The 25,985-nt window shown below is 70.7% G+C and carries 27 protein-coding genes; 15 read left to right on the forward strand and 12 right to left on the reverse strand.

Annotation, left to right across the window (positions count from 1 at the left end):
- The first annotated feature begins 56 nt into the window (after positions 1 to 56).
- Positions 57 to 518, forward strand: coding sequence for a DUF1877 domain-containing protein (locus tag ACFULQ_RS09360; protein ID WP_383540398.1), 462 nt, complete (start codon positions 57 to 59; stop codon positions 516 to 518).
- Positions 519 to 583: 65 nt separating this feature from the next.
- Here ACFULQ_RS09360 and ACFULQ_RS09365 read toward each other — a convergent pair whose 3' ends face one another.
- From ACFULQ_RS09365 to ACFULQ_RS09380, 4 genes are all read right to left on the reverse strand, one after another.
- Positions 584 to 1,195 (reverse strand): hypothetical protein, encoded by a 612-nt coding sequence (locus ACFULQ_RS09365; RefSeq protein ID WP_383540401.1) that lies wholly within the window; start codon positions 1,193 to 1,195, stop codon positions 584 to 586.
- Positions 1,196 to 1,271: 76 nt separating this feature from the next.
- Positions 1,272 to 1,784 (reverse strand): hypothetical protein, encoded by a 513-nt coding sequence (locus ACFULQ_RS09370; RefSeq protein WP_383540404.1) that lies wholly within the window; start codon positions 1,782 to 1,784, stop codon positions 1,272 to 1,274.
- 86 nt (positions 1,785 to 1,870) lie between these two features.
- Positions 1,871 to 2,638: a DUF4328 domain-containing protein gene (locus tag ACFULQ_RS09375; protein WP_383540407.1), complete on the reverse strand. Its 768-nt coding sequence runs from the start codon at positions 2,636 to 2,638 to the stop codon at positions 1,871 to 1,873.
- Between the two features lie 135 nt (positions 2,639 to 2,773).
- A complete protein-coding gene (locus tag ACFULQ_RS09380) occupies positions 2,774 to 4,381 on the reverse strand; it encodes a glycoside hydrolase family 20 protein (protein WP_383540567.1) in 1,608 nt (535 codons plus the stop codon).
- Positions 4,382 to 4,578: 197 nt separating this feature from the next.
- Between ACFULQ_RS09380 and ACFULQ_RS09385 the strand changes: the two genes are divergently transcribed.
- The 7 genes from ACFULQ_RS09385 to ACFULQ_RS09415 all read left to right on the forward strand — a co-directional run bounded on the left by ACFULQ_RS09385 (position 4,579) and on the right by ACFULQ_RS09415 (position 9,876).
- A complete protein-coding gene (locus tag ACFULQ_RS09385; protein ID WP_383540410.1) occupies positions 4,579 to 5,127 on the forward strand; it encodes a 2-oxo-4-hydroxy-4-carboxy-5-ureidoimidazoline decarboxylase in 549 nt (182 codons plus the stop codon).
- Between the two features lie 191 nt (positions 5,128 to 5,318).
- Entirely contained in the window at positions 5,319 to 5,699 is a 381-nt protein-coding gene (gene sdhC, locus ACFULQ_RS09390) for a succinate dehydrogenase, cytochrome b556 subunit (protein WP_007384241.1), read from the forward strand.
- 5 nt (positions 5,700 to 5,704) lie between these two features.
- The gene (locus tag ACFULQ_RS09395; protein WP_383540412.1) at positions 5,705 to 6,187 is read left to right on the forward strand and encodes a succinate dehydrogenase hydrophobic membrane anchor subunit; all 483 of its coding nucleotides are present in this window, start codon (positions 5,705 to 5,707) and stop codon (positions 6,185 to 6,187) included.
- Between the two features lie 19 nt (positions 6,188 to 6,206).
- Positions 6,207 to 7,961: a succinate dehydrogenase flavoprotein subunit gene (gene sdhA / locus ACFULQ_RS09400; RefSeq protein ID WP_020135646.1), complete on the forward strand. Its 1,755-nt coding sequence runs from the start codon at positions 6,207 to 6,209 to the stop codon at positions 7,959 to 7,961.
- Positions 7,961 to 8,740 (forward strand): succinate dehydrogenase iron-sulfur subunit, encoded by a 780-nt coding sequence (locus ACFULQ_RS09405; RefSeq protein WP_030316959.1) that lies wholly within the window; start codon positions 7,961 to 7,963, stop codon positions 8,738 to 8,740. The genes sdhA and ACFULQ_RS09405 overlap by 1 nt, the downstream gene beginning before the upstream one ends.
- A gap of 165 nt (positions 8,741 to 8,905) precedes the next feature.
- Entirely contained in the window at positions 8,906 to 9,529 is a 624-nt protein-coding gene (locus ACFULQ_RS09410; protein ID WP_383540417.1) for a hypothetical protein, read from the forward strand.
- Positions 9,526 to 9,876 (forward strand): hypothetical protein, encoded by a 351-nt coding sequence (locus ACFULQ_RS09415; RefSeq protein WP_383540419.1) that lies wholly within the window; start codon positions 9,526 to 9,528, stop codon positions 9,874 to 9,876. The genes ACFULQ_RS09410 and ACFULQ_RS09415 overlap by 4 nt, the downstream gene beginning before the upstream one ends.
- A 9-nt stretch (positions 9,877 to 9,885) precedes the next feature.
- On the opposite strand, the gene ACFULQ_RS09420 is transcribed toward ACFULQ_RS09415, so the two are convergent.
- Positions 9,886 to 10,449, reverse strand: coding sequence for a hypothetical protein (locus ACFULQ_RS09420; protein WP_383540422.1), 564 nt, complete (start codon positions 10,447 to 10,449; stop codon positions 9,886 to 9,888).
- Positions 10,450 to 11,350: 901 nt separating this feature from the next.
- Between ACFULQ_RS09420 and ACFULQ_RS09425 the strand changes: the two genes are divergently transcribed.
- Positions 11,351 to 12,634: a M48 family metallopeptidase gene (locus ACFULQ_RS09425; RefSeq protein ID WP_383540425.1), complete on the forward strand. Its 1,284-nt coding sequence runs from the start codon at positions 11,351 to 11,353 to the stop codon at positions 12,632 to 12,634.
- 31 nt (positions 12,635 to 12,665) lie between these two features.
- Here ACFULQ_RS09425 and ACFULQ_RS09430 read toward each other — a convergent pair whose 3' ends face one another.
- The 4 genes from ACFULQ_RS09430 to ACFULQ_RS09445 all read right to left on the reverse strand — a co-directional run bounded on the left by ACFULQ_RS09430 (position 12,666) and on the right by ACFULQ_RS09445 (position 16,665).
- The gene (locus ACFULQ_RS09430) at positions 12,666 to 15,134 is read right to left on the reverse strand and encodes a DUF4132 domain-containing protein (RefSeq protein ID WP_383540427.1); all 2,469 of its coding nucleotides are present in this window, start codon (positions 15,132 to 15,134) and stop codon (positions 12,666 to 12,668) included.
- A gap of 2 nt (positions 15,135 to 15,136) precedes the next feature.
- Entirely contained in the window at positions 15,137 to 15,529 is a 393-nt protein-coding gene (locus ACFULQ_RS09435; protein ID WP_059204791.1) for a hypothetical protein, read from the reverse strand.
- 259 nt (positions 15,530 to 15,788) lie between these two features.
- The gene (locus ACFULQ_RS09440; protein WP_383540430.1) at positions 15,789 to 16,241 is read right to left on the reverse strand and encodes a DUF2752 domain-containing protein; all 453 of its coding nucleotides are present in this window, start codon (positions 16,239 to 16,241) and stop codon (positions 15,789 to 15,791) included.
- Positions 16,213 to 16,665 carry a TM2 domain-containing protein gene (locus ACFULQ_RS09445; RefSeq protein WP_383540433.1) on the reverse strand — a complete coding sequence of 151 codons (453 nt, stop codon included), beginning with the start codon at positions 16,663 to 16,665 and terminating at the stop codon, positions 16,213 to 16,215. Before ACFULQ_RS09445 ends, ACFULQ_RS09440 begins: the two co-directional genes overlap by 29 nt.
- Before the next feature lie 126 nt (positions 16,666 to 16,791).
- Between ACFULQ_RS09445 and ACFULQ_RS09450 the strand changes: the two genes are divergently transcribed.
- The 4 genes from ACFULQ_RS09450 to ACFULQ_RS09465 all read left to right on the forward strand — a co-directional run bounded on the left by ACFULQ_RS09450 (position 16,792) and on the right by ACFULQ_RS09465 (position 18,986).
- Positions 16,792 to 17,202, forward strand: a complete 411-nt coding sequence (locus ACFULQ_RS09450) for a VOC family protein (RefSeq protein ID WP_383540436.1) — start codon at positions 16,792 to 16,794, stop codon at positions 17,200 to 17,202.
- 142 nt (positions 17,203 to 17,344) lie between these two features.
- Entirely contained in the window at positions 17,345 to 17,740 is a 396-nt protein-coding gene (locus ACFULQ_RS09455; protein WP_383540438.1) for a hypothetical protein, read from the forward strand.
- A complete protein-coding gene (locus ACFULQ_RS09460; protein WP_383540441.1) occupies positions 17,737 to 18,231 on the forward strand; it encodes a thiol-disulfide oxidoreductase DCC family protein in 495 nt (164 codons plus the stop codon). Before ACFULQ_RS09455 ends, ACFULQ_RS09460 begins: the two co-directional genes overlap by 4 nt.
- Before the next feature lie 11 nt (positions 18,232 to 18,242).
- Positions 18,243 to 18,986, forward strand: coding sequence for a TetR family transcriptional regulator (locus tag ACFULQ_RS09465; RefSeq protein WP_383540444.1), 744 nt, complete (start codon positions 18,243 to 18,245; stop codon positions 18,984 to 18,986).
- A 6-nt stretch (positions 18,987 to 18,992) separates the two neighbouring features.
- Here ACFULQ_RS09465 and ACFULQ_RS09470 read toward each other — a convergent pair whose 3' ends face one another.
- Positions 18,993 to 21,425, reverse strand: coding sequence for an MMPL family transporter (locus ACFULQ_RS09470; RefSeq protein WP_383540570.1), 2,433 nt, complete (start codon positions 21,423 to 21,425; stop codon positions 18,993 to 18,995).
- Positions 21,426 to 21,589: 164 nt separating this feature from the next.
- Here ACFULQ_RS09470 and ACFULQ_RS09475 point away from each other — a divergent pair, with 164 nt between their 5' ends.
- Positions 21,590 to 22,291 (forward strand): response regulator transcription factor, encoded by a 702-nt coding sequence (locus ACFULQ_RS09475; RefSeq protein WP_383540447.1) that lies wholly within the window; start codon positions 21,590 to 21,592, stop codon positions 22,289 to 22,291.
- Positions 22,288 to 23,742: a sensor histidine kinase gene (locus ACFULQ_RS09480; RefSeq protein WP_383540450.1), complete on the forward strand. Its 1,455-nt coding sequence runs from the start codon at positions 22,288 to 22,290 to the stop codon at positions 23,740 to 23,742. The genes ACFULQ_RS09475 and ACFULQ_RS09480 overlap by 4 nt, the downstream gene beginning before the upstream one ends.
- An 86-nt stretch (positions 23,743 to 23,828) precedes the next feature.
- On the opposite strand, the gene ACFULQ_RS09485 is transcribed toward ACFULQ_RS09480, so the two are convergent.
- Positions 23,829 to 24,227: an ATP-binding protein gene (locus tag ACFULQ_RS09485; protein WP_383540453.1), complete on the reverse strand. Its 399-nt coding sequence runs from the start codon at positions 24,225 to 24,227 to the stop codon at positions 23,829 to 23,831.
- 133 nt (positions 24,228 to 24,360) lie between these two features.
- Complete coding sequence (locus ACFULQ_RS09490; RefSeq protein WP_383540455.1) at positions 24,361 to 25,917, reverse strand: ABC transporter substrate-binding protein; 1,557 nt, start codon at positions 25,915 to 25,917, stop codon at positions 24,361 to 24,363.
- Between the last annotated feature and the right edge of the window lie 68 nt (positions 25,918 to 25,985).

The raw sequence follows: 25,985 nt of genomic DNA on the forward strand, positions 1-25,985 counted from the left end.
GTAGCGAGGTTGACGCCGCAGTGACGCTTCGGGGCCGCCGTGCGCTCCTGTCTCTGATGAGCGACTACTTCCATCTGCGCGCGGTGCCGCCCTCGGCCCTGCGCAACAGCGCCAACTGGTTGCAACGGCTGTTCGAGGACGACTGGGACGCCGTGCGCGAACGCATCGGACGCCATCGGGAGGAGGTGCTGGACAAGTCCTATCTGGACCACGAACTCCTCTACGCCGGCGCCGAGGTGGTCCTGGGCGGACTGCCGGTCTACCCCGGCGACCGCGACAAGCCGCCCTTCCTCCTGCTGACCGCGGCCAAGGCGAACCAGGTCTCGTCGTACCTGGGAGCCGCCGACTTCGAGGCCCTGTGGCGGCTCGCCCGCGAGGACCTGCTGCCGAGGTACGGCGGGGCGGGCGCAGAGCGGGAGGCGCGGGGGGTGTTCGCGGCGGCGCACCGGGACCTGACGGCGTTCTACGGCCAGACGGCCCAGTACGGGGACGCGGTCGTCAAGTGGCTGCTCCACTGAGCAACGCCCGCCGCCGAGTTCCCTCCGAGTCCCCCCGGGTTACCTCCGAGCCCCCCCGGCCCCCTTCATCCCCGCCGTCGGCTCCGCCGTGACACCACAGCCCGCAGTACCCGGCGGCCCTCCGTGGACACCTCCAGGGCGGGGCGCAGGCCGGCCGGGCCGTGACTCGCGAGGAGTTCCAGGACGGTGACCTGGCGGCGGAGTTCGGCGGCGACGAGCGGGGACATACCCTCCGTACGGCCCTCGCGGCGGGCGTCGAGCGAGTCGCCGGCATCCGTCAGGGGGTCGAGCAGTTGATGGATCCGGAGCGCGGCGACCGAGCAGGCGTCGGCCCACTCCCGCATCTCGTCCCCGGACCGCTCGACCGGCGCGGCCGCGAGCATCCGCCGGGCCAGCGACACGGCCTCGTCCTCACCGGCGGAGTCGGCGGAGTCGTCCGCGCCCGGTTCTCCCCCCGTTGGCCCGAACTCCCCTGCCCCGCCCAGTTTTCCGCGGACCTGGTCCAGCAGTCCGGCCCACTGTTCGGGTCCGCCGGTGTCGCTCGCGAGGTCGGCCCACAGGGGGCGCAGGGCCTCGTCGTCGCCGCCCAGCAGCGGCACACAGCGATCCAAACAAGCCAACCCGCTGGCGGCCAGTCCGCGTTCGTCGGCCTGGCCGATCAGCTCCACCAGACTCATCCACGCCTCCCTCGCCAAGCGGTGCCCCCTGACGGAACCCGCACTTCCCCTTACTGCGTGCAACGGCCCATGAGTGTCACAGGGGCACCACGCCGAGTCGGTCGAGCATACGGAAGAAGAGGTTTTCGGCCAACGGGTCGGGGTCGGCGCTCAGTACGTCGAGCAGTGGCTCCTCGGCCACCTCGTGCCCCGCCTCCGCCGCCCACGCGACCGCCCGCGCGGCCGCGTCTCGGGGCTCCAGGAAGTAGTCCTCCAGGGTCAGCGCGTCCCCGTCGGTGTCGCCGGCCCCGATGTACCGGGCCATGGCGGCGCGCGCCAGACAGGTCGTCCAGCCCCCGCTCTCCGGCCCCGCCGCCTCCACCACCACCGACGCGCTGTCCATGACGTATCCGAAGAGCGCGGGCGAACCGGTCTCCAGGGCGAGGGAGTTCATGTTGCCGACGTCGCCCTCGCCGCTCGCGTACTCCCACACCTGCCATCCGCCGGGCGCCGACTCCCGCAGGACCATGCCCTCCGCGCCGGCCAGCGCGTCCAGTTCGGCGAGCGGTCGCTCCCCGCGGCCCACGACGAAGTAACCCCAGTAGCCCATCCGCTGCCCCCCTGGCTGCTCGGTACGGTTCGGGCCCGAATACACCACATTCGTACGGCAGTTCGCAGCAGGAAGGACCAAATCCGTCAGACCGCGGCGGGCACCGCGGGCCCGAGGCGGGCCTTCTCGTCCTGCATCCGGGTCAGCCGCAGCACCAGCGCGGCGGCCACCAGGGCGGCGGTGAGGTCGACGGCGTCGGCGAACAGCATCTGAAGCATGGCGTCGTGGATCTCCTGGGGGGTGTCGGCCTCCCCCACCATGCTCGCCAGGAACCGCCCGACCACGTTCGTCAGGAGCCACAGCGTCCACCAGACGTTGACAAGCGCGTGCCCGCGTGGCCGGTCCCCGGTGCTGCTCGCGTCCCAGACGTCCAGCACGACCCGGCGCGGGTACCACAGGCTCACGAACGGCACGAACCAGCCCGCGATCACCCAGCCGCGCGCCTTGCGGTGCCCCTCCGGCGCGAACACCTCGGCGTTGACCCGCACCCGCCACAGCCAGATCACGAAGACGACGGCACAGGCCAGCAGCACGGCGGCCTGCGCGGAGGCCGCCAGGGCGGTCAGCGTGTCGGACACGTCCGCCCGGTCCAGCAGCGCGGCCCCGGTGTCGCCCCCGGCGAGGTCGCCGGTGACGTCGTACCGGAGGAAGTCCGTGACGATCGCGAAGAGGTCGACGGCGGCGGTCAGTCCGAGCAGTGCCACGGTGGCCCACCCGAGCCCGACCGGCGAGCGCAGCCAGAGCTTCGGCGTGCCCGCGCCCGGCGGGGCCGCGAAGCCGGCGGGCGTGGCACACGCGGTGCACAGGACACCGTCCGGTGCCGCTTCGAAGTGTTGGCAGCGCGTGCAGAGCATGGCGAAGTCCCCCGAGGTGTGGATGAGCGGCAGACCGCGCAGGTTCTCCCCAGAGCCTCACGCGCGGCATGCGGAACATACGGTTCGCCGGCCCCCCGCGTCCACCGGGAATCACCGGCCCGTTCGGCCGGCCCCTCAGCCCAGCCGGTCCCCGAGCGCCTTGAACCGCGCCCAGCTCAGGGGCGGCTTCCCCGGATCCCACAGTTTCTGGGCGGTGGCCCGCAGCGGCATCCGGATGCCGGCCGCGACCTGGGCCTGCGTCTGCGCGTTCGGGAAGTCGCACCAGACCGCGAAGTACCCGCCGAGGATCTGGCCGTCGTACTTCGAGGAGACGGCCGTCGTGCCGCGCACCACCCGCGGGGTCCACTGCTCGTAGATCCGCTGGCCCCTCGGGTAGAAGAACTTGTTGGGCTGGCCGAGGACGTAGTAGAGGAACTCGTCGTTGTAGTTGACGACCTTGCGCCCCGCGCTCAGATACTCCACCGGCGGCCGGGCGCCGATCTCCTTGCCCGTCCAGTAGGCCACCCGGATGTCGGCGGCGGGCCGCACGGAAGTCCCCCGGAAGAACCCGTCGTTCCAGGCGAACGGGGTCCTGCCCGCGGCCCGCACGGTGTCGGCGCGGTCGTTGAGCCACCCCGTCGTCAGGTCCGCGACGGTGCCGCCGGCGCCGTAGGCCGCCCGGGCGGCGGTGGCGAGCTGCGGATAGGTCGCCGCCGGGTCGGACACCATCAGGGCCTGGTACTCGTCGGCGCCGAGATGCCACTCGGAGCCGGGGAACAGGTCGGCGTACTCCTTCAGCAGATCGTCGACGATCTCGGCGGCCGCGGGCTTGGAGATGTCCACGGTCCCCCGCGGAGCGTTCCCCGCCGCGCTGCGCAGCTGGAGCTCGGGGTGGGCCGCGATGACCGCCCCCAGATGCCCGGGCGAGTCGATCTCCGGTACGACGGTGATGTGCCGCTGGGCCGCGAGCGCGACGATCTTCCGCACCTGCGCTTTCGTCAGGTGCCCCTTCGAGACGATCTCCGGGTGCGTGTCGGAGGCGATCCGGAACCCCTGGTCGTCGGAGAAGTGCAGCTGAAGCCGGTTGTACTTGAGGTCGCCCAGCTCCCGCACCCGGTCCTCGATCCAGCCCGCCGTGAAGCTCTTGCGGGCCATGTCCAGGAAGAACCCGCGCACCGGCTTGGCCGGCCGGTCCCGCACGACGCCCTCCGGCGCCGTACCGCCACCATGCACCTCCTGCTTGAGCGTGCGGGTGCCGTAGAACACCCCCGCGTCGTCCGGCCCGCTGATGTCGACCCGCCCGCCGCGCACGGTCATGCGGTACGACTCCGGGGCCGCGCCCGCGCCCCGGTCGAGAGCCAGTCGGACGTCCCCGGCGCGCACGTCGTCCTTCTTCCCGGCGTACGTCAGCCCCAGCTCACCGGCGACCAGGCGCCCCTCGTCGGCGAGGCCGGCGTCGTTCACGACCACCCGCCGCCCGGAGGCGGGCCGCCAGCCGGGGCCGTGCGCCGGGGTGTGGGCGCGGACGGCCGGGATGGTGCGGGGGGTGGTGGAGAGCGGGTAGGAGCGGGTGGGGCTGGGGGTCGGGCTCGGACTCGGCGGGGCGGCGGACGGCGACGGCGAGCGCTGCTCGGCCTGTGCCTGCGTCCGCGTGGATCCGGCGGGGGCGCTGTCGTCGTTCCCCGCCCACAGCCCGAGGCCCACCCCGGCCGCCACGGTCAGGGTGACCGCCCCGGCGATCATCCCCCTCGCCTGCTTCTCCGGTCGCTTCCTGTGCTGGCTCACACCCTCCACGCTAGGGCCTCGGCGGAACCCACGCGTCCACCGCCCGTTCCGAAACTCTCCCTTGCGGGTGAAATTGGGATGTCCGTCGGACAGGTCATGTCCACACTCGATAACGTGACGTCACACCGCTCACAGCTTCCCCTGCCGAAACACACGTGACGCCCACACACACTTCTGGCCGAGTGGCCATACCGTCCCTGCCCACGGTCCTGGACGCCTTCAACATCGCCCCCGCCGCAGAGGCCCGGGGCCTCCTCCTGGACTGCCTGCGCAGCCTCCGCTGGGCCGAGAGCATCGCGGCCCACCGCCCCTACCCGACCATGGAGGCCCTCCTGGCGGCCTCGGACGAGGCGGCGTACGACCTGACAGTCGCGGACCTGTCGGAAGCGCTGGCGGCCGAGACCCTCCCGCTCCTCCCGGAGGGGGCCTATTCGGCGGCCCACATGGCCATGGACGCGGCCCACGCGGCCTACGAGGCCCGCTTCGGCCACGCCTTCGTGATCTGCCTGGACGGCCTGCCCGCCGACGAGGCCCTGGACCACGTCCTGGCAGGCATCCGGTCACGATTGACAAACGATCCGGAGGAGGAACGGGTGGTGGCGGCAGAGGAGCTCCGTCGCCTGGCGAGGGAACGGCTGGTTCGCTTCCTCAGGGGCGCGGGGAACTGCGCGAGAAACCCCCACGGCGCCGCACCCGGCACATAACAGCTGAGACCACCCCAGATGCCGCTGAGGCTCACCCATCCGCGTGCCACTTTGATCACACCGGTAGGCCCGGCGTAAGCCCAGCGGCAGCGCCTCGCTACGATGCTGGGGGCCGGTGGACCGTACCCGGCCGGGCCCGACCGACAGACCAAGCCGGCGCGGCTCCAATCCCCGCTCCCGGAGGGACTTCCGTGCCGGCTGGAACGCTGTACCGCGGCCGGGAAGGAATGTGGTCCTGGGTGGCTCACCGAGTCACCGGCGTCCTCATCTTCTTCTTCCTGTTCGTTCACGTGCTGGACACCGCTCTCGTCCGTGTCTCCCCCGAGGACTACGACAAGGTCGTAGCCACGTACAAGACCCCGCTCGTCGCGTGCCTGGAGTACGGCCTCGTCGCCGCCATCCTCTTCCACGCGCTCAACGGCCTGCGCGTCATCGCCGTCGACTTCTGGTCGAAGGGCCCGCGCTACCAGAAGCAGATGCTCTGGTCCGTGGTCGGCCTGTGGGTCGTACTCATGATCGGGGCGATCTACCCCGTCCTCGGCCACGCCGCTCGTGAACTGTTCGGGAGCTGATACCGATGGCGACCACTGAAACCTCCGCTTCCGGCATCGGCCCCGTCGAGGGCTCCTCCGGTTACGGCGTCGACAACCCGGCGCCCCTCATCGAGGCTCCGCGCAAGCGCACCAAGAAGACCCCCCGCTCGACCCGCGGCAACTTCGAGATGGCCGCGTGGCTGTTCATGCGGCTGTCCGGCATCGTCCTGGTCGTCCTGGTCATCGGGCACCTGCTGATCCAGCTCGTCCTGGACGGCGGCGTCTCCAAGATCGGCTTCGCGTTCGTGGCCGGCCGCTGGGCCTCCCCGTTCTGGCAGGTCTGGGACCTGCTGATGCTGTGGCTCGCGATGCTGCACGGCGCCAACGGTCTGCGCACGATCATCAACGACTACGCGGAGCGCGCCAACACCCGGCTGTGGCTCAAGGGCCTGCTCTACACGGCCACGGTGTTCACCATCCTGCTGGGCACGCTGGTGATCTTCACCTTCGACCCGAACATCCGCTAGGCACGGGGCTGCGAGAATCATGAAGATCCACAAGTACGACACCGTCATCGTCGGCGCCGGTGGCGCGGGCATGCGCGCGGCCATCGAGTCCACGAAGCGCAGCCGCACCGCGGTGCTGACCAAGCTGTACCCCACCCGCTCCCACACGGGCGCCGCGCAGGGCGGCATGGCCGCCGCGCTGGCCAACGTGGAGGAGGACAACTGGGAGTGGCACACCTTCGACACGGTCAAGGGCGGTGACTACCTGGTCGACCAGGACGCCGCCGAGATCCTGGCGAAGGAGGCCATCGACTCGGTCCTCGACCTGGAGAAGATGGGCCTGCCGTTCAACCGGACCCCGAACGGCACGATCGACCAGCGCCGCTTCGGTGGGCATTCGAGGAATCATGGTGAGGCCCCGGTCCGCCGGTCCTGCTACGCCGCGGACCGCACCGGCCACATGATCCTCCAGACGCTGTACCAGAACTGCGTGAAGGAGGGCGTGGAGTTCTTCAACGAGTTCTACGTCCTGGACCAGCTGATCACCGAGGTCGACGGCGTGAAGCGGTCGGCAGGTGTCGTGGCCTATGAGCTGGCGACCGGCGAGATCCACGTCTTCCAGGCGAAGGCCGTGATCTACGCGTCCGGCGGCTGCGGCAAGTTCTTCAAGGTGACGTCGAACGCGCACACCCTGACCGGTGACGGCCAGGCCGCGGTCTACCGTCGCGGGCTGCCGCTGGAGGACATGGAGTTCTTCCAGTTCCACCCGACCGGCATCTGGCGCATGGGCATCCTGCTGACGGAGGGCGCCCGCGGTGAGGGCGGCATCCTCCGCAACAAGGACGGCGAGCGCTTCATGGAGAAGTACGCGCCGGTGATGAAGGACCTCGCCTCGCGAGACGTCGTGTCCCGCTCGATCTACACGGAGATCCGTGAGGGCCGTGGCTGCGGTCCCGAGGGCGACCACGTCTACCTCGACCTCACGCACCTCCCGCCGGAGCAGCTGGACGCCAAGCTCCCGGACATCACGGAGTTCGCGCGCACCTACCTCGGTATCGAGCCGTACACGGACCCGATCCCGATCCAGCCCACCGCGCACTACGCGATGGGCGGCATCCCGACGAACGTCGAGGGTGAGGTCCTGGCGGACAACACCACCGTCGTCCCGGGCCTGTACGCGGCCGGCGAGGTCGCGTGCGTCTCCGTCCACGGGGCAAACCGTCTGGGCACGAACTCGCTGCTGGACATCAACGTGTTCGGCCGCCGGGCCGGTATCGCGGCCGCGGAGTACAGCCAGAAGGCGGACTTCGTGGAGCTGCCCGAGGACCCGGCCTCGCTGGTCGTCGGGCAGGTCGAGGCGCTGCGCAACTCGACCGGCACCGAGCGCGTGGCGGTGCTGCGCCGCGAGCTTCAGGAGACCATGGACGCCAACGTCATGGTGTTCCGCACCGAGCAGACGATCAAGACGGCGGTCGAGAAGATCGCGGAGCTGCGCGAGCGCTACAAGAACGTGGCGATCCAGGACAAGGGCCGGCGTTTCAACACGGACCTGCTGGAGGCGATCGAGCTCGGCAACCTGCTGGACCTCGCCGAGGTCATGGCGGTCTCCGCGCTCGCCCGCAAGGAGTCCCGCGGCGGTCACTACCGCGAGGACTACCCCAACCGCGACGACGTCAACTTCATGCGCCACACCATGGCGTACCGCGAGGTGGGCGACGACGGCGCCGAGTCGATCCGTCTCGACTACAAGCCGGTCGTCCAGACCCGCTACCAGCCGATGGAGCGTAAGTACTGATGGCAACCCCTGTTCTGGACAAGAAGGACGCGGCCGGCGAGCCGGAGCCCGGCTTCGCCGACTCCCCGTACATCACGGTCACCATCCGGGTCCGCCGCTTCAACGCCGAGGTCTCGGCCGAGGCGGTCTGGGAAGACTTCCAGCTGGAGATCGACCCGAAGGAGCGTGTCCTCGACGCCCTCCACAAGATCAAGTGGGACCTGGACGGCTCGCTGACCTTCCGCCGCTCCTGCGCCCACGGCATCTGCGGCTCGGACGCCATGCGGATCAACGGCAAGAACCGCCTCGCCTGCAAGACGCTGATCAAGGACATCAACCCCGAGAAGCCGATCACGGTCGAGCCCATCAAGGGCCTGACGGTCCTGAAGGACCTCGTGGTCGACATGGAGCCGTTCTTCCAGGCGTACCGGGACGTCATGCCCTTCCTCATCACGAAGGACACGAACGAACCGACGCGTGAGCGTCTCCAGACGGCCGAGGACCGCGAGCGCTTCGACGACACCACGAAGTGCATCCTCTGCGCGGCCTGCACCTCCTCGTGCCCGGTCTTCTGGAACGACGGCCAGTACTTCGGCCCGGCGGCCATCGTCAACGCCCACCGCTTCATCTTCGACTCGCGCGACGAGGCGGGCGAGCAGCGCCTGGAGATCCTCAACGACCGCGACGGCGTGTGGCGCTGCCGCACCACCTTCAACTGCACGGACGCGTGCCCGCGAGGCATCGAGGTCACGAAGGCGATCCAGGAAGTGAAGAGGGCACTGATCACTCGGCGCTTCTGATCTTCCCCGCTCCACCTCAGGGCCCTGTTTCCGTCACTTCGGAAACAGGGCCCTCTGGTGTTTTTGGCGGATTCGCGCTCCTGCCAGGTGGCACAAACCGGCGTCACACTCCTTTCGGGACAGGGCAAGGCGATTGGTTCGAGTCTGTTCAGAGGGCGGGGGCTCGTGGCGACACCACCGGACGACGACCCGGAACCGGACGGCCCGCCACTGGATGGCCTGGTGCCGCCCACCTGGCAGCGCCCGACCCCGCTGGGTTACGGACACGGCTCCAAGGAGGCCCAGTTCGTCGCCGCCCCCCTGCTGGCGGCCGCCGCCCTCGGCCTGGCCGGAGTGGTGGCGGGGGTCAAGGACAAACTGTTCCTGCTGTCCGGCCCGACTCTCCTCGCCCTCGTGCTCTCGGCGATGGCCCTGATCTTCAGCATCCAATTGGCCTATCACGCACGGAAGTTCCTCTACTCAGGGCAGGACGTCTACGACTGGCATCGGCTGCAGGACCTCGACGACCAGACACTGGCGGGGCTACGAATCGAGCAGTACAACGACTTTCGTACCTGGACGAAGTACAACAACCAGGCCAACAGCCTTTTCAACAAGGGCACTGTGCTGCTGGCATTCGGTGTCGCCGCGGCGCTGGCCCCCGGGCCAGACAGTGACCAGCGCTGGTGGCGATGGGGTGCCGCAGGCATCGTCCTGCTCTGCGCCATCGGAGAGATCTACTGGCAAGAGAAGCTCAAACGCGCCGTCGACAAACGAGCCACACGCGTCAGGCAAGGAGGCCCAGAATGACCATGCACGCCATGGTGCTCCCCGGCTATCAACCCCACTCGATCAAGTGCGGCTACTGCCAAGCGGAACTCGGACTGGTACAGGGACAGTTCATTGTGCCGCTCAGGGTCTCCCTCTTGAACGCTTGGAAGAAAGCCCTCCAGAAGGGGCCGGCCGCCATCGACGCCTATCTCTCCGAACACAACGTCAAGCACAAGGTCGGCTGCCCCTTCTCCGATGTACCGCCCGCGGTGCACGCGTCGTGCGAAGGCTACGACGACGAGGGCAGGGACGCCTGGCACCAACTCCTGCACGCCAGGGAGGAACTGGACAAGGCTCGCACCTGGGGCAACCGCCACGCCGACTGAAGGGCAGACTCACCTCTGCGTAGGTTGGCTGCCGCCACCACGCCGCGCGTCTGGGTGCTCGTAGGCACGGCCCTCGCGCCGGACTCCGGCAAACAGGTCCGATACTTCGGAGAAGATCTCCTCCTCACTCTCCCCGTCTGTGGGCAACGGCAGGTGCAGTGCCTCCAACAGGTCGAAGCGGTGCAGGTCGTACGCGACATGCATGAGCCCCGAGTACCCCTGCGCCGTCGTCACCGCGCCCTTGTACGCGACCGCCGCCAGCAGTAGACCTGTGCCGCACAGCCACCAGCGGGTCGGCTCGTCGTACAGAGCCGCCGCGCTGATCACGGTAAGCGTGAGCAGGGACCAGCACAGGTTGACAGCCGTGTCGAGTGCGTCGCGGGCTGAGCTGAGGACCTCAGCCATGCGATCGGACACCTGGAGGTAGATGCGGGGCCAAGAGGGCAGTGTGGTGAGGCCGTAGCGCTCTCCGGCAGTCAGCTCCCCGGCCCTCAGCGCGTTGCCCAGTGCCGTGGGCAACAGAAGGTCACCAGGCGGACGAGCGGCGAGGCGGCGCAGGGCGTCTTCGCGCACGCGCCGGTGTCGGTCACCGCCCGCCATACCCTGAGCCCGCTGCCGTAGTCCCTGCAAACGGTGACGCTGGACACGCGTCAGTGCACCGGCCAGCCCTGCAGTGGCTGGCCAGCGGTCCCAGTAGCCCTCAAGGACCCGCACTGCTCGCACCTGGAACGGCTGCAACAACAGTCCTAGCAGCGACGCGCCACCTACGACCGACACGACCACCCCGAACACAGCTACGGGTCGCTCCGGCCACACGGCAGCCCAGTTACTCCGCCCCGAGAAGCTCCCCGCTCGCACCAACGCGAGCAACCCCGCGACGAACAGCGCGCACGGCGCGAAATGCACCGAAAGCACCCGTCGCACGAAAGCTCGCCCTCCTCATCCGCCGCTGAGCGCTGTTCAGTATGAAGCGCTGTATCAAGCCCCTCGGTGGGAGGGTCCACAGTGCGATCGGGACGTGTGGTGGGTCCCCACTGGTTAAGTCCTGTGTGGATAACGTGACTTGAGTGGCTACGGGAGCACACTGGCCCCATGGCACTCAAGCGAAAAGTCGCCGCCGCGCAGTGTCGACTTCCGTCTCGACGCCCGCGACAACCGCGTCGCCGTGTAGTCGACGGCGTGGAGCGGTCCGAGCTGACCGTGTCCGCCAAGGAGCACGGGGGCGCCGCGGACGGCTTCGTCTTCCTGGCCTTCGACAAGGTGAAGCTGGGCCGGCAGCTCCACCAGGCCGACCCGACCCCGTCGTCGTACGGCATCCGCATTGGACGACATCGCGCTCGGCACCCGGCGCGTGGGCGGTTGCGGGGACCGGAGCTGAATTCGGATTGCTTCGCCGCGCGGGGCGTGATCCACTGCGGCGGTCATGCATGGAGCGGCTCCCTGGGGAGGGGGCCGGAGGCCGGGGGAGGCAGCGGTGCGTACCGCTGGAGAAGAGATCGTGTCGTCGTGCCCGCAGTGCGGGGTGGAGATCCGTGCGGACAGACGGTTCACCACGTGGTGCGCGGCCTGTGACTGGAACGTGGATCCGCAGGGGCCCGGCGGGCGGAAGCGCGGGCTGGAGGGGGTGCGTCGCCGGATCGCACAGCGGTACGGCGGGCGGCTGTTCGACGAGTTGAGCGCCGGGGGCGGGGACAGGGCGCGCGGGCGTACGGTGTCCGGTCTGCTCGCCTACGCGATCGCGCTCGCCGTGCACGGCCTGACCCTCGTCCTGGCCGTCATCGGGCTGCTGGGCCTGATCCGCGGCTGGGGCGGACTCGGCATGGCGTTCGGGCTGTTCCTGCTCGCGCTCGCCTGGTCGCTGCGGCCACGGCTGAACCGGCTGTCCGACCACGACCGCGTCCTGCTGCGCGGCGACGCGCCCGAGCTGTACGCACTGGTCGACGAGGTCGCCGCCGCCATGGGCACCCGGAGCGTGGACGCCGTCGTGGTCGACCTCGACGCCAACGCCGGCGTGACCCATCTCGGGCTGCGGAAGCGCCTGCTGACGCTGGGGCTGCCGCTGTGGGAGGTGCTGAGCCCGCAGCAGCGGATCGCGCTCCTCGGGCACGAGCTCGGTCACTTCACCCACGGCGACACCCGGCACGGCATGGTCGTGGGCACCGCGTGCAGATCGCTGTCCACCTGGCTCTACTACGTCCAGCCGACGCCGAACCCGAACGTCATCCAGGCCATCACCAACCTGGCCTGCGTCCCGCCGCGCCTGCTCATCACCGGCGTCCTGGCGCTGCTCGACCTGCTGACCGCGCGGGCCTCCCAGCGCGGTGAGTACCTCGCCGACGCGGCGGCGGCCCGCACCGGGTCCACCGAGGGCGCGGTCGGTCTCATGGACCGGCTCATGGTCACCGACTCGATCGTCACCACCCTGCACCGCGAGACCAACAGCCGCCGGCTGCGCGGTTCGGGCCGGGTCGGGCAGCAGAGCGCCGACGGCCTGTGGGAGGCGCTCGCCGCCCATCTGGACTCCGTCCCGGAGTCCGAGTTCGAGCGGCAGCGACGGGTCGGGGCGCTGCGCGGGCACAGCGTCGACGCCACCCACCCGCCGACCCATCTGCGCCGACGGCTCCTGCTGAGCGGTACGCCGGTGTCCGCCGCGGTGACGGCGGACACCGACCGGACGGAACGCATCGCCGGCGAGCTGGCTGACGTCCGCGCGAAGTTGGCCCGTGAAGTGGTCAGGGACGGCTACGGAAACCTCTGACAGGCGGCCTCCTTCGCACCCCGCCCGACCGTCACAGCTGACTGAGGATCGTCGGGTCCGTGATCCTGGTGTCGGCCGCCAGCATCATCGCCTTGCTCAGGATGACCGCCAGCATCCGGTCGCCCTCGTAGGGCAGGTAACCGGTCTGCGGGGTGGCCGGGTTGGACTTCGGGACGATGCAGAGGTACTGGTCGTTCGGGGTGCGGAGGATGTTGCCCGAGCCCAGGTGGATCTTGTAGGTGTGGCGGTCGCCCTTGACATGGAGGAAGCGGCCCTCCAGGGTGCAGCGGTCGGCTATCGCCAGCCTCGGGATCAGCCGGTCCAGGAGGAGTCGACGGGTCTCGGCGCTCTGGTTGAGCTCCCCGAAGCCGTACGACGTCCAGTACTCCTGGAAACGGCCGCCGGGGCCGCCGTCCTGCCAGGTCGGGTCGTTGCCGACGCTGGCCACGCCGACGAACAGGTCGACGTCGCGCAGGACTTCGGAGAGGACCAGGGGCGGGATGTCCGTGAGGGGCAGCGGGTCCACCGGGTCCGCGCCGTCGCGCAGCCACATGCGGTACTCGCCGCCCGCGCAGTGCGCCCAGTTCTCCGGGGCGTCGATCGGGTAGAAGCGGACCTGGTCGGTGCGCAGGCGCAGGAAGGTGCCAGAGTCGGTGATGTCCGAGTAGTCCTCGCCGCCGTCACCCTCGACCCAGTACTCCGCTCTCAGTCCCCAGCGCGGGAGGTCCCGGCGGGGCGGTGGCGCCTCGTCGTCGACGGCCAGCCGGAGTTTGTTGCGCCAGCCCCGCACCGCCGCCAGGGAGTGGAACTGGTGCTGGCGCAGGATGTGCGCCGCGAAGCGGTTGGAGTACGTGCCGGTGCTGCGCTCGGCGTCCGTCAGCAGGTAGACCTCGCGGTGGGCCTGCTTGAAGGGCTGGGTGACGCCATGGCGCTCCAGCCAGTCGCGCCAGGCGACGATCTCGGCGGGCGCGTGGTCCACCGGGTGCCAGAGACGGACTTCGGTGCCTTCGGTGACCGGGACGTCCGCGAGGGTGCGCGGGGCGCCGTCGGCGTACCCGACCGTGGTGCCGTCGACCGTCCACAGGAGGCGCCGGGCGAGGGTGCCGACCAGGGGGTGGTCGAGGTAGCGCTCACGCCAGGTCGCCCAGGACCAGGTGCGGTCGGCGAGGAACTGACGGTCCAGGCGCTCGCTCTGGGCCGACAGCATCTTGTCGATGTCCTTGGCGGCCGCCTTGAGTTCCTTCACGTCCTCCGCGTGGTCCCGCCGGACGGCCGCGGGCACGCTCTTCACCGGCTTGCCGCTCGCGTTGCGCCAGGTCAACACGGCTCTGGAGCCCTGGACTTCGAGGACGGCGGTGACCTCGCCGAGCCGGTGCTCCGCGCGTCCCACCTCGGTCAGGCCGTAGGCGGGCACGGCCAGTTCCTCGATCTCCTCGCGGCTGAGGCCGAGGGCGGCGGCGCGGGCCTCCAGGGCCGCGTCGAGCAGCTTCAGGGTGTTCTTGTACGTCACCCGGGTGGCCAGGCGGGCCAGTTCGGCGAGGGCGGCCTCGCTGTCGATGCGGGCCAGTGCGTTGACTCCGGCGTTGGCGACTTTCGGGTTGCGGGGGCCGAGGCCGGCGACCTTCTTGAGGGAGGTCTCGACGAGGGCGCCGAGGGCGCGGGCGGTGTCGGGGTGGGCCGGGAGGAGGGAGACCAGCCAGGCCAGGCCCCGCAGGGCGTTGGCGTTGTAGGGGTCGTAGGCGCTGTTGACGTCCGGTTCGTACGGCCCGCGTTCCAGCTCGAAGGTGCGGGGGCGGCCGGCGAGGGCGAGCCAGGGCAGCGCGGTCTCGCGGACCCGGTCGGGGCCCAGCGCGGCGATCAGGGCGGTGGCCCGCTGGTCCCATTTTGCGTTGGGCTTGGCGGCGGTGGCGGTGGCGGTGTGCGCCAGCAGAGCCTGCCATTCGGAGTCGCCGGCCGCGTCCCGCAGGGCCTGTTCGGCCCATGCCTCACCGACGTTGAGGGGCGGCTCGGTCAGCTTCTTGGCCGTGCGGGGCAGGTCCTCGTTCTGGTAGGCGTGCAGGACCGAGCGGCGGACGGTGGCGACGACGGCGGGGGCGATCGGGCGGCCCGCGGCCAGCTCGGCCTCGATGAGGTGCTCGTAGCGGGCGCCGTACCAGAAGGAGTGGTGGCGGGAGATCCCGTCGAGCAGGGCCACACGCTCCGCGGCCAGGCGGTCGTGCGGCGGCAGGTCGCGGGAGACGATGCCCAGCAGGATCAGGGCGTTCTCCCGGGCGTTCGGGCCCGCCTGCGCCGAGTGGTACTGGGTCACGAGGCCGTCGGCGATCCGTGACCGCGCCTGCGGCGGCAGGTCGTGCACCCGGGCCAGTACGCCGTCCCACAGACCGGTCCAGTTGCCCTTGTTGGCGACGGCGGCCCTGAGCAGGTCGACGGCGAGCTCCTCCAGGTCGTCGTCGGCGACGCGGCGTCCGATCAGGTCCTTGTACTTCTGGATCTCGCCCATGGTCAGCCACCCACCAGCGGGACGAGCTTCAGGAAGGTGACCTCGGTGCCGAGCACGAGGTCGATCTCCTCGTCGAGCTCGGTGACCTGGCGGTCGCCGACCAGCACCAGGAAGCCGTTGCCCGCGAAGGCCTTGAGGGCGAGCTCGGTCTGGGTCTCGGGATCTATGCGGCGGGGCGTGCGCAACGCGTAGCCGTTCAGCACGCGTTCGGTGTCCTCGGGCTGGACCAGGCCCTGGAAGACCGCGGGCGTACGCGCGTTGTACTCGGCGACCTCCTGGAAGACCCGGCGCCGGATCAACTCGCCCACGGCGAGCCGCTCCTCGGCGATCTCCAGCCCCCAGCCGTCGCTACGGCTCCCGCTTGTCGTCTCGTCGACGAACATCACGATTCCCATGCCACGACAGTACGAGCCACCACTGACAACGGGGTTCGGGAGCGGGGATGGCCGCCGGGGCGGAGGGGAGGTGCGAGCTGGAACCAGGGCGGGGGCGGACACGGGACCGGGAGCCAGGGCCGGGGCGAGGGCGGAGAGCACACGGAGCCCGGCCCAGGAACGGAGCGAGGGCGATCCCGGGCCCTCGGGGCCAGCCCCGGAACCGGAAGCAAGACCGTCAGCCGACGCGGAGGCCGACGCGAGGACGAGCACCTGCCCACTACACGACGTTGCGGACCACCGTCCACGTCACCGCGAGCGCGAGAACCACCACCTGCCCCCGCGGGCTCAGCGTGACGCGCCAGTGGCGGCCCCGCAGGCCCGACCAGGCCCAGCGGCCCAGCAGGTAGAGGACGTACGGGGAGGCGAGCAGCAGGGCCCGGTTGTCCAGCCAGGCCTCGGTGAAGTGGCCGTGCATCAGGTCGTACACCATGCGGGTGCCACCGCAGGCCGGGCAGAGCAGGCCGGTGAGCATGCGGAACGGGCACTGCGGCAGGAGGTGGCCGGGCTCGTGCGGGTCGGTGCGGTACAGGTACACCGCGCCGGCGGCCCCCGCGGCGAGCACGGCCGAGGGCGCCGCCGCGGGGTGGCGGAGCGGGGAGCGTCGTACGGGCACCGGGGGCCCGGTCCCGGCGCTCTCCGTCCTAGCTGCGGAGGATCCGGCCGTGTTCATCGGTGTGGTCGTTCCCGGTGAGCAGGAGGATGCCGTCGATCAGCGACCAGACGCCGAGCCCACCGCAGGTGAAGAGCTGCGCGAGCCCCATGCCGACGTTGCCCAGGTAGAAGCGGCCGACGCCGAAGCCGCCGAGGGTGAGCTGGAGGATGCCCGCGATGATCTTCGACTTGTCGGAGTAGGGGCGCCCGTACGGGTCGTAGCCGTAGGGGGCGTTGGGATCGCCCGTGTAGGTCCCCGGGGGCGGGTAGTAGCCCGGCGGCGGGAACCCGGGAGGCGGGTAACCGGGGGGCGGGTAACCGGGGGGCGGGTAGCCCTGCTGCTGGTACCCCGGCTGAGGGCCGGGCGGCGGGCCCTGCGGGGGGCCTTGCTGCTGGTAGCCGTGCGGAGGCTCCTGCTGCTCGTGACCCTGCTGTTCGCTCAAGGGGGACTGCTCCTGGGGACCGAAGCGGGAGGACCCGCGAAAAGACGACAATGCGCCCGGTCATCATGCCCGACGGACACCGCGTCGCAGAAGCCCGTTTCCGCACTCCCGGCTTAATCTGACGACATGTCAGATGACCAGTCGTACGAACTGCTCGGCTTCGACAACGTGCTGCTGCCCGTCGGAGACCTCGGCGAGGCCGTCTCCTTCTACGAACGGGCGGGCTTCACGGTCGGCTTCCGGCTCGACGAGGCCGGGATCGCGCTGCTGAAGGTAGGCGGCGAGACACCCGGGATCCTGCTCCGCCAGGAGGAGGCACTCGGACACCGGCCGCCACCGTGGCCCGCCACGCGCGTGTGGCTGGAGGTCCCGGACGCCAGGGCCGCCGCCCGGGAGCTGCGCTTGGCCGGCATCGAACCGCTCGACGAGGTCTTCTCCGTGGCCACCGGCTGGACGGTGGAGATCGCCGACCCATGGGGGAACGTTCTCGGCTTCACCGACTACACCAAGCGCCCGGCGCTCGCCCGGCGGACCTGAGGCGAGGCAGGCCGGCGAGCCCGGGGCCCACCGTCGCGCCGACGTGACGCAGGCCTCTCCGCAAGCGAGTTGAACATGTTCAAAAGCAGGTCTAGAGTCTCTCCCGTCAGCGTTTTGAACGCGTTCAAGAAGGGGGAGGCGCATGGACCGCACGGTCGTCGCCTACGTCATCTACCTCGTCGTCAGCATCGCCCTGACCGTCTGGGTGGCCCGCACGCTCAGCCGCAACGGACGGGTCTTCCTCGCCGACGTACTGCGCGGCAACGAGAAGCTCGCCGAGGCCGTCAACCACCTCCTGGTGGTCGGCTTCTACCTCGTGAACCTCGGATTCGTCGCGCTGTACCTCAGCGGCGACGGGACGATCGAGGACACCCGCGGCGTCTTCGAGGCCCTGTCGACCAAGCTGGGCGTGGTGCTGCTGGTGCTCGGCGTGATGCACCTGGCCAATGTGTACGTCCTCAACCGGATCCGCCGGCGGGGCGCCATGGAGCGGGAGCAGGTGCCGCCGGTCGCGCCCCAGGACTGGGTCCAGGCGTGAACCGCGGCACCACGGCGGACCGCACCCCGGTCCGCCGGCTCACGGTCCTGTACGACGACCGGTGCTCGCTCTGCACCCACCTGCGCGGCTGGCTCGTACGGCAGCCGCAGCTGGTGCCGCTGGAGCTGGTCCCGGCGGGGTCCCAGGAGGCCCGGCGGCGGTTTCCCGGGCTCGACCACGGCGCCACCCTGGAGGAGATCACCGTCGTCGGCGACGCGGGGCAGGTCTACCGTGACACCGCCGCCTGGATCGTGACCCTGTGGGCGCTGCGCGAGCACCGGCCGCTCGCCCACCGGCTCAGCACCCCCTCCGGGGCCCGCCTCGCGCGGGGCGCGGTGCTCGCCGCCGCCAAGTGGCGCGGCGCGCAGTGGCAGGGCGGCCAGTGGGGCGGCAGGGTCTACCACCGCTCGGACGGCTGGGCGTACGACCCCGGCCGGGGCTGGGTCCACACCCCGCCGGGCTGTGACCGCACCGGCCGCGCCACTGGTTAGGCTCTCTTGTCGTGCCTGCGAACAACGACGGCCCCCACGAGGGCGCTCACCCCGGTGCTTCGAGCAAGTCCGAGCAGACTCGCGCGCTGATCCTGGAGACCGCCATGCGGCTGTTCCAGGAGCGTGGGTACGACAAGACGACCATGCGGGCCATCGCCCAGGAGGCCGGGGTCTCCGTGGGCAACGCGTACTACTACTTCGCGGGCAAGGAGCACCTGATCCAGGGCTTCTACGACCGGATCGCCGCCGAGCACCAGGTGGCGGTCCGGGAGGTGCTGGCCCGGGAGAGCGACCTGGAGGCGCGGCTCGCGGGGGTGCTGAAGGTCTGGCTGGACATCGCGCAGCCGTACCACGAGTTCGCGGTGCAGTTCTTCAAGAACGCCGCCGATCCCGACAGCCCGCTCAGCCCCTTCTCGCCCGAGTCCGAGCACGCGCGCGTGGAGGCCGTCTCGGTCCACCGGGAGGTGCTGCGGGGCGCGACGAAGACCAAGGTGCCCGAGGAACTCCGGGACGTCCTGCCCGAGTTGCTGTGGCTCTCGCAGATGGGCCTCGTCCTGTACTGGATCTTCGACCGCACCGAGGGCCGCGAGCGCAGCTACCGGCTCGCGGAGCGCGGCGCCCGACTCACCGCGCGGGGCGTGTCGCTGGCCCGCTTCCGGGTGCTGCGGCCGCTCGTACGGGAGGTGCACGAGCTGTTCACGGACTTCCTGCCGGGGATGACGAAGGTGATGCCGAACCCCGGCGGGAAGCCGTAGCCACGTCTAGTTGACGGCGTCGACCTCGCCCTCGGCGACCTCCGGCAGTTCGACGTCGTACACCAGCGGCCCCTCCCCCACGACGACGTGCCGCGCGCGTGAGCCGTACGACGGGGCGGTGGCCGCCAGCAGATACGTCCCCGGCGCCGGGACCGAGAGGATGTACGAACCGTCGGCCAGCGAGGCGACCCGGTCCAGTTGCCGGCCTCCGGACGACAGGAGCGTCACCGAGGCGCCGCGCACCGGCTCCCCCTCCGCCGTACGGACGAAGCCGTGGACGGCCGAGGCAGGGCCGCCGTCCGCGCGGGTCTCGGCGGTGCCGCCTGCCGAGGGCGCCGCCTCCTCCTTCGGCTCCACCGCGAGGTGCGGCAGCCGCTTCTCCAGCCACCCGGGCAGCCACCAGTTGGAGTCGCCGAGCAGATGCATCGCGGCCGGCACCAGGGCGGTGCGCAGGATGAACGCGTCCAGGGCGACCGCGGCGGCGAGGCCCACGCCCGCCACGGCCGCGCCCGAGTCACCGCTGAGCACGAACGCCATGAACACGCAGACCATGATCAGAGCGGCGGAGTTGATGACCCGGCTGGTCTCCGCGAGGCCGACGCGCACCGCGCGCGCGTTGTCGCGGGTGTGCACCCACTCCTCGTGCATACGGCTCACCAGGAAGACCTGGTAGTCCATCGAGAGCCCGAAGAGCAGGGACAGCATGATGACCGGCAGGAAGGCGTTGATCGGGCCCTCCCTGCCGAGACCGAGCAGTTCCAGGCCCCAGCCCCACTGGAAGATCGCGACCAGGACGCCGAAGGAGGCCGCAGCGGCGATCAGGTTCATCAGGGCGGCCGTCAGCGGCACCACCAGGGAGCGGAAGGCGACCAGCAGGAGCAGGAAGCCGAGTCCGATGATCGTCGCGATGAACAACGGCAGGCGGTCGCCGGTGACGGTCGAGAAGTCCTTGGACACGGCCGTCACCCCGCCCACGTGGGCCTCCACACCGGCGGCCGGGATGACGTCGTCCCGCAGCCGGTCGATCAGCCGGTCCGTCTCCACGGACTGGGGTGAGGTCGTGGGCACGACCTGGATGACCGTCACGCCCCGCGCGGGCGGCAACGCGGCCACCTGGGCGACCCCCGGGGTGTCCTGAAGGCCCTTGACCAGGGGGTCCGTCCCGCCGCCCTCGGTGACCACCTGGAGCGGTCCGTTGAAACCGGGGCCGAAGCCCTCGGCCAGCAGGTCGTACGCCTTCCTGGTGGTCGTCGAGGCGTCGTCGTTGCCCTGGTCGGTCGCGCCGAGGCGGAGCGACAGCACGGGAATGGCGAGCACGGCCATGAAGACCAGGGCGAGCGCGGCGGTCCTGCGGGGGCGCTTCTCGACGGCCGTCGACCAGCGGGCGGCGAGCCCACTGGCGCTCTCCGGCTCGGGCCCCTGGGCGGCCAGCCTGCGGCGCTGGCGGCGGCTGAGCACGCGCGGGCCGAGGAAGCCGAGCAGGGCGGGCAGGAGGGTCGTGGCGGCCAGCACGCTCAGCACCACGGTCAGGGAGGTGCCGATGACGACGCCGTCCAGGAAGCGCAGTTGCGTCACCAGCATGCCGGCGAGCGCGATGCAGACCGTGCCGCCCGCGAACAGCACCGCCCGGCCCGAGGTGTTGAGGGCGGTGACCGCCGACTCCTCGGGGTCCAGGCCCCGCAGGATGCCGCGTCGGTGCCGGGTGACGATGAACAGGGCGTAGTCGATGCCGACACCGAGACCGATCAGGGAGGCGAGCAGCGGGGCGATGTCGGGGACGTCGGTGGTGTGGCTGAGCAGTTGGGTGGCGAACAGGCCCGTGCCCACACCGAAGACGGCGATCGCGATCGGCAGCGTCATGGCGAAGAACGAGCCGAACGCCAGGAACAGCACGACCGCCGCGGCCACGATGCCGACCGTCTCCGACAGGCCCTGGGGCGGCTCCTGCACGCGCTGGATGGCCTGGCCGCCCAGTTCCACCTGGAGACCGGTCCGCTCGGCCCGCTGCGCGGTGTCGACGACGTCCTGGACGAGTTCCTTGGGCACCTCGTTGGCCCGCTTGACGAAGGTCACCTGGGCGTAGGCGATCGTGCCGTCCTTGCTGACCTGGGCGGCGCCCCGGTCGCCGTAGGGGCTGGTCACCGCTCCCACGCCCGGCATCTTCGCGATGTCGTCCAGCACGGGCCGGATCCGGTCCTGGACCGCCTGGTCGCGCACCGAGCCGTCGTCGACCTTCCAGACCACCGTGTCGGTGTCGCCGGAGGTGTCCGGGAAGGCCTTCTCCATCAGGTCGTACGCGCTCTTGGAGTCCGTGTCGGGGAGGGAGAACACGTTCGCGTAGTTCGTGCCCGCCGTCGAGGCCGAGAAGCCGAGCCCGAACAACGCCCCCACCCACAGCAACAGGACCACCAGCCGGTGCCGATAGCACCAGCGTGCCAATGCCGCCACGCTCAACTCTCCTCAGTAGATCCGTAGGTCCCCCAGGTCCTGCGCAACAGGATCGGTGGCGGCACGCGCGCGTGGACATGAGAGACCCATGACTCTCAAGGAACTCCAAAGCGCGATCCGGCCCGACTGTCAGTGGGTCCGCCGATACTGGGGGCATGAGTGGGGGAGAGACGGCCCATCCGGGCACGGTGCTGGTGGTCGAGGACGAGGAGAGCATCGCCGACGTCCTGGCGATCGCCCTGCGCTACCACCGGTTCGAGGTGATGATCGCGGGCACCGTCCGCGAGGCGCTCGCGCTCGCCGAGCGCACCTGCCCGGACGTGGCCCTGCTCGACGTCATGCTGCCCGACGGCGACGGCCGCGCCCTCGGCCGTGAACTGCGCGCCCGCAGGCCCGAGCTGGCGCTGGTCTTCCTCACCGCGCGGGACTCCCCCGCCGAGATCGTCGGCGCCCTCGGCTTCGGCGACGACTACATCACCAAGCCGTTCAACATCGACGAGGTGGTCGCGAGGATCACCGCGGTCCTGCGCCGCACCCGCCGGGCCGACGTCCTGCCGCAGCGACCGCCGCTGCGATACGGCGATCTGGAGCTGGACGAGACGACGTACTCGGTGCACCGCGACGGCCGCACGGTCGAGCTCACCCCCACCGAGTACGCGCTGCTGCGCTTCCTGGTGCGCAACGGCGGCCGGATCGTGCCCAAGGAGCAGCTCCTGCGCCATGTCTGGCAGTACGAGCACACCCCGCCCGAGTCGACCGTCGTGGAGACCTACATCAGCTATCTGCGGCGCAAGCTGGACACCCTGGGGCCGCCGGTGATCACCACCCGGCGGGGCGTCGGATACGGGCTCGCGTGAAGATCCTCCCGCGGTGCCGGCACGGCATCCACTCGCTGCGCGGCAAGCTGACGCTGGCCAATGTGGCGCTGCTCGCGATCGGCATCGTCGCGGCGACCGCCGTGAGCGTGATGGGCATGCGGTACTACCTGCTCGACCAGATCGACACCGAACTCATCAAGACCCGGGACTCCCTGGCCGGCGCGCAGCTCACCCTGCGCCAGATCGACTCGCTGAGCGCCATGAGCTTCGTCCGCGACCGGCTGGTGCCGGAGGACCGCGACAAGGACCGCACACCGGAGACGGTCTTCGGCGCGGTGGACAGCCGGGGCACCCCGGTGGCGATCCTCGGTTTCGCGCCGACCGGCCTCCAGCGGACCCTGGCGAAGGCGGTCGGCGACCCGCGCGCGCTCGCCGACGACTCCGAGCCGCACGACGTCACCCTGGAGGGCTCCGAGTACCGCGCCACCGCGGCCCGGCTGGCCGACGGCAGCTACGCCCTGATGGCCGCGCCCACCGCCGTGCTCCACCAGGGCGTCGCCAAGGCCGTCAAGCTCGATCTCGCGATCGGCACCCTGCTGCTGGCGCTGCTGGCCTGTCTGACGAGGTTCAGCGTCCGGCGCCGGATGCGGCCGCTGGAGGACATGGTGGAGACCTCCTCCGCGATCGCCGAGGGCGATCTGACCCGGCGGGTCCCCTCCAGCCGCGAGGCCACCCTGGAGGTCGAGCAGCTGCGGGTGGCGCTGAACTCCATGCTCCACCAGGTCGAGTCGGCGTACCGCACGCGCGAGCGCAGCGCGGCCCAGCTGCGCAGCTTCGTCGCCGACGCCTCCCACGAGCTGCGCACCCCGCTGTCCGCGATACGCGGCTACCTCCAGCTGTACGACAAGGGCATGCTGTCCGACCCGGACGAGCGCAAGCGGGCCTGGACCCGGGTCCTCGCGGAGACCGACCGGATGGGGCGGCTCGTGGACGAGCTGCTCACCCTGGCCCGCCTGGACCAGCAGCCCGAACTGCGCTTCCGCAACGTCGACCTGAGCCGGCTGGTGCGGGACGCGGCCGAGGACCTGCGGGTGCAGCAGCCCGAGCGGCCGGTCGAGGTCGCCGCGGAGGGCTCTCTGCTGGTGCGGGCCGACGAGTCCGGGCTCAGACAGGTCCTGGGCAACCTGGTCGGCAATGTCCGCACCCACACGCCCGCCGATGTGCCGGTGCGGCTGGGGGTGGAGCGCGAGGACGGAGTCGTCCGGGTGTGTGTCGCGGACGAGGGGCCGGGGCTCGGCGAGGAGGACGCGGCGCGTGTCTTCGACCGGTTCTTCCGGGCCGGCGGCGGCGCGGGCAGCGGTCTGGGGCTCGCGATCGTGCAGGGTGTGGTGCGGGCCCACGGCGGCGAGGTGACGGTCCGCACGGCCCCCGGCGAGGGACTGGCGGTGACGGTCACCCTGCGGGACGCGAGGCAGGTGCCCGACCCCTGACGCCGGGCTCTTCCTGGGTGGGGTGCCGGGGAGGGGGGTCGGTGGGCAGGGGGAGGGGCGGGGCGTGTACGGCCGTATGGCTGCTGTCAGGTGGACAGGATCAGGGCCCAGACGGTCTTGCCGTGCCTGCCGCGGCTCCACACCCCCCAGGCGGCGGCGATGTTCTCGACCAGGTGGAGGCCGCGGCCGGTCTCCTCGGACTCGCCGACGACCCGCAGGCGGGGTTCGAGGTGGCCCTCGTCGGAGACCTCTATGAGGCAGGAGCCGTCGGCCAGGGCGGTCACCGCGACCTCGAACTCCCGCTCGAGGAGCGGTCCGTGGCGTACCACGTTGGTGGCCAGCTCCGAGACCAGCAGTACGGCGTCGGCCAGCGCCGGGTCCTCCGGTCCGTGGCCCCAGTCGGCCAGATGGTCACGGACCCGCCGCCGGGCGAGACCGACGGACGCCGGATGCCGGGGCAGTCGGAAGGAGTTGCGTCTCAACACGTTTGCTCCTCACCCCACGCACACCTCCGTCACATGGTGCTGTGTGGAGTGGCTGCCCGGCGTCACTCGGGCGAATGCCGGTTCCATGGAAATGCGTCGGGCGAGGTGGCGGACACGGCGCGATCCCGTCGGGTCAGATCCAGGTGAGGCGCCACAGGCGGAAGACACCCGTGCCGTCCGAGAGGTACTGGCCGCCCCCGACGTCCTCGCTGGTCACGACATATTCCTTGGCCTGCCAGAGCGGGATGACCGGGACGTCGCGCGCGATGTCCGCCTGGAGGTCGCGGAAGTCCTGCTCCGCCTCGTTGCGGTCGGCGTACCGCCGGCTGTCCTGAATGAGGTGGTCGACCTCATGGCTGCTGTAGCCGGTGTTCATGGTGCCGTCGGTGCCGACGAGCGGGGAGCCGTAGGTGTCCGGGTCCGGGTAGTCGGCCACCCAGCCGACCGCGTAGGCGTCCAGCTTCCCGCTCGCCCAGGCCTTCTGGAAGTCCGTCCACTCGTAACCCTTGAGCGTCACCTTGAACAGGCCGCCCTGCTCCAGCTGCTCCTTGAGCTCCTTGGCCTCCGCGGCGGCGGAACCGCTGTTCAGGCCGTAGCCGTAGGTGAAGCTGACCGGGGTGGTCACACCGGCATCGGCGAGCAGGGCGCGCGCCTTCTTGACGCTCGGCTGCGGGTAGGTGTCGAAGAACGACGTGGTGTGGCCGGTGATGCCGGTCGGGATCAGCGAGTAGAGCGGGTCGACGGTCCCCTCGTACACCGAGGCGGCCAGCTGCTCGCGGTTGATCAGCCAGGCCATGGCCTGACGCACCTTGGTCTCGTGCAGCGGCTTGCCCGTGCGGGTGTTGAGGTAGAGGTTGCGGATCTCGGAGCTGTCGGCCTCCGAGACGCGCTGGCCGGGGTCGCTCGGATTGAGTCCGGCGAGGACGTTCGGCGGCAGCTGGCGGTAGGCGACGTCGAGCTGCTTGGCCTTCCAGGCAGTGTTCAGCTTGGCCGAGTTGCCGTAGTAGTCGAGCTCGACCGGACGGCCGGCGCCCTTGATCTCGCCCTTGTAGTCGCCGTTGGGCGTGAGGACCGCCTTCTTGCCCTTCGTGTACGACGTCAGCTCGTACGGTCCGGTGCCGTCGACCTCGTCGTCCTTGCGCAGGGAGTTGGCGGGGTACTTGCTGCTGTCGACGATGGCCCCGGCGCCCGTGGCCACCTTGAACGGGAAGGTGGCGTCGGGCGTGGACAGCTTGAAGGTGACCGTACGGCCACTGGCCTGGACCGACTGGAGGGTGTCCAGCAGGCTGGCCGGGCCGACGTCCGAGTTGATCTTCTTGACCCGGTCGAAGGAGTACTTGACGTCCTCGGCGGTCATCTCGCGGCCGCTCGGGAACTTCAGGCCCTCGCGCAGCACACAGCGGTAGGTGCGCAGACCGCTGCCCTCGAAGCCGCAGCTCTCGGCGGCGTCGGGCACGGGTGTGGCGCTGCCCGGCTCGAAGGCCAGCAGTGACTGGAAGACGTTGTTGAACAACGCCCAGGAACCGGCGTCGTAGGCACCCGCCGGGTCGAGCGAGGTGACCTCGTCGGTCGTCCCCACCTTGATCGTCCGGCCCGCGCTCCCGTCGGACGGGAGCAACTGCCAGCCGCCTACTCCCACGGCCCCCAGAACAAGCAGCGTCGCGAGAATCCGCATGCGAACCGACCGCATCGGTTTGCCCTCCCCGGACCCCTGTGGGCCCCAGTGCACATGCCACCCCCTAGTGGCGCGGATCACCT

Source organism: Streptomyces sp. NPDC057253 (assembly GCF_042669125.1).
Lineage (GTDB): Bacteria > Actinomycetota > Actinomycetes > Streptomycetales > Streptomycetaceae > Streptomyces.

Coding starts and splice junctions, on each gene's coding strand:
- ACFULQ_RS09395 (WP_383540412.1), top strand. CDS start 5,705: ATGGCGACCACTGAAACCTCCGCTTCCGGCATCGGCCCCGTCGAGGGC.
- ACFULQ_RS09360 (WP_383540398.1), top strand. CDS start 57: ATGAGCGACTACTTCCATCTGCGCGCGGTGCCGCCCTCGGCCCTGCGC.
- ACFULQ_RS09370 (WP_383540404.1), bottom strand. CDS start 1,784: ATGGGCTACTGGGGTTACTTCGTCGTGGGCCGCGGGGAGCGACCGCTC.
- ACFULQ_RS09455 (WP_383540438.1), top strand. CDS start 17,345: ATGGACCGCACGGTCGTCGCCTACGTCATCTACCTCGTCGTCAGCATC.
- ACFULQ_RS09365 (WP_383540401.1), bottom strand. CDS start 1,195: ATGAGTCTGGTGGAGCTGATCGGCCAGGCCGACGAACGCGGACTGGCC.
- ACFULQ_RS09435 (WP_059204791.1), bottom strand. CDS start 15,529: ATGGGAATCGTGATGTTCGTCGACGAGACGACAAGCGGGAGCCGTAGC.
- ACFULQ_RS09450 (WP_383540436.1), top strand. CDS start 16,792: ATGTCAGATGACCAGTCGTACGAACTGCTCGGCTTCGACAACGTGCTG.
- ACFULQ_RS09430 (WP_383540427.1), bottom strand. CDS start 15,134: ATGGGCGAGATCCAGAAGTACAAGGACCTGATCGGACGCCGCGTCGCC.
- ACFULQ_RS09380 (WP_383540567.1), bottom strand. CDS start 4,381: ATGATCGCCGGGGCGGTCACCCTGACCGTGGCGGCCGGGGTGGGCCTC.
- ACFULQ_RS09375 (WP_383540407.1), bottom strand. CDS start 2,638: ATGCTCTGCACGCGCTGCCAACACTTCGAAGCGGCACCGGACGGTGTC.
- ACFULQ_RS09475 (WP_383540447.1), top strand. CDS start 21,590: ATGAGTGGGGGAGAGACGGCCCATCCGGGCACGGTGCTGGTGGTCGAG.
- sdhA (WP_020135646.1), top strand. CDS start 6,207: ATGAAGATCCACAAGTACGACACCGTCATCGTCGGCGCCGGTGGCGCG.
- ACFULQ_RS09415 (WP_383540419.1), top strand. CDS start 9,526: ATGACCATGCACGCCATGGTGCTCCCCGGCTATCAACCCCACTCGATC.
- ACFULQ_RS09405 (WP_030316959.1), top strand. CDS start 7,961: ATGGCAACCCCTGTTCTGGACAAGAAGGACGCGGCCGGCGAGCCGGAG.
- ACFULQ_RS09440 (WP_383540430.1), bottom strand. CDS start 16,241: ATGAACACGGCCGGATCCTCCGCAGCTAGGACGGAGAGCGCCGGGACC.
- ACFULQ_RS09490 (WP_383540455.1), bottom strand. CDS start 25,917: ATGCGGTCGGTTCGCATGCGGATTCTCGCGACGCTGCTTGTTCTGGGG.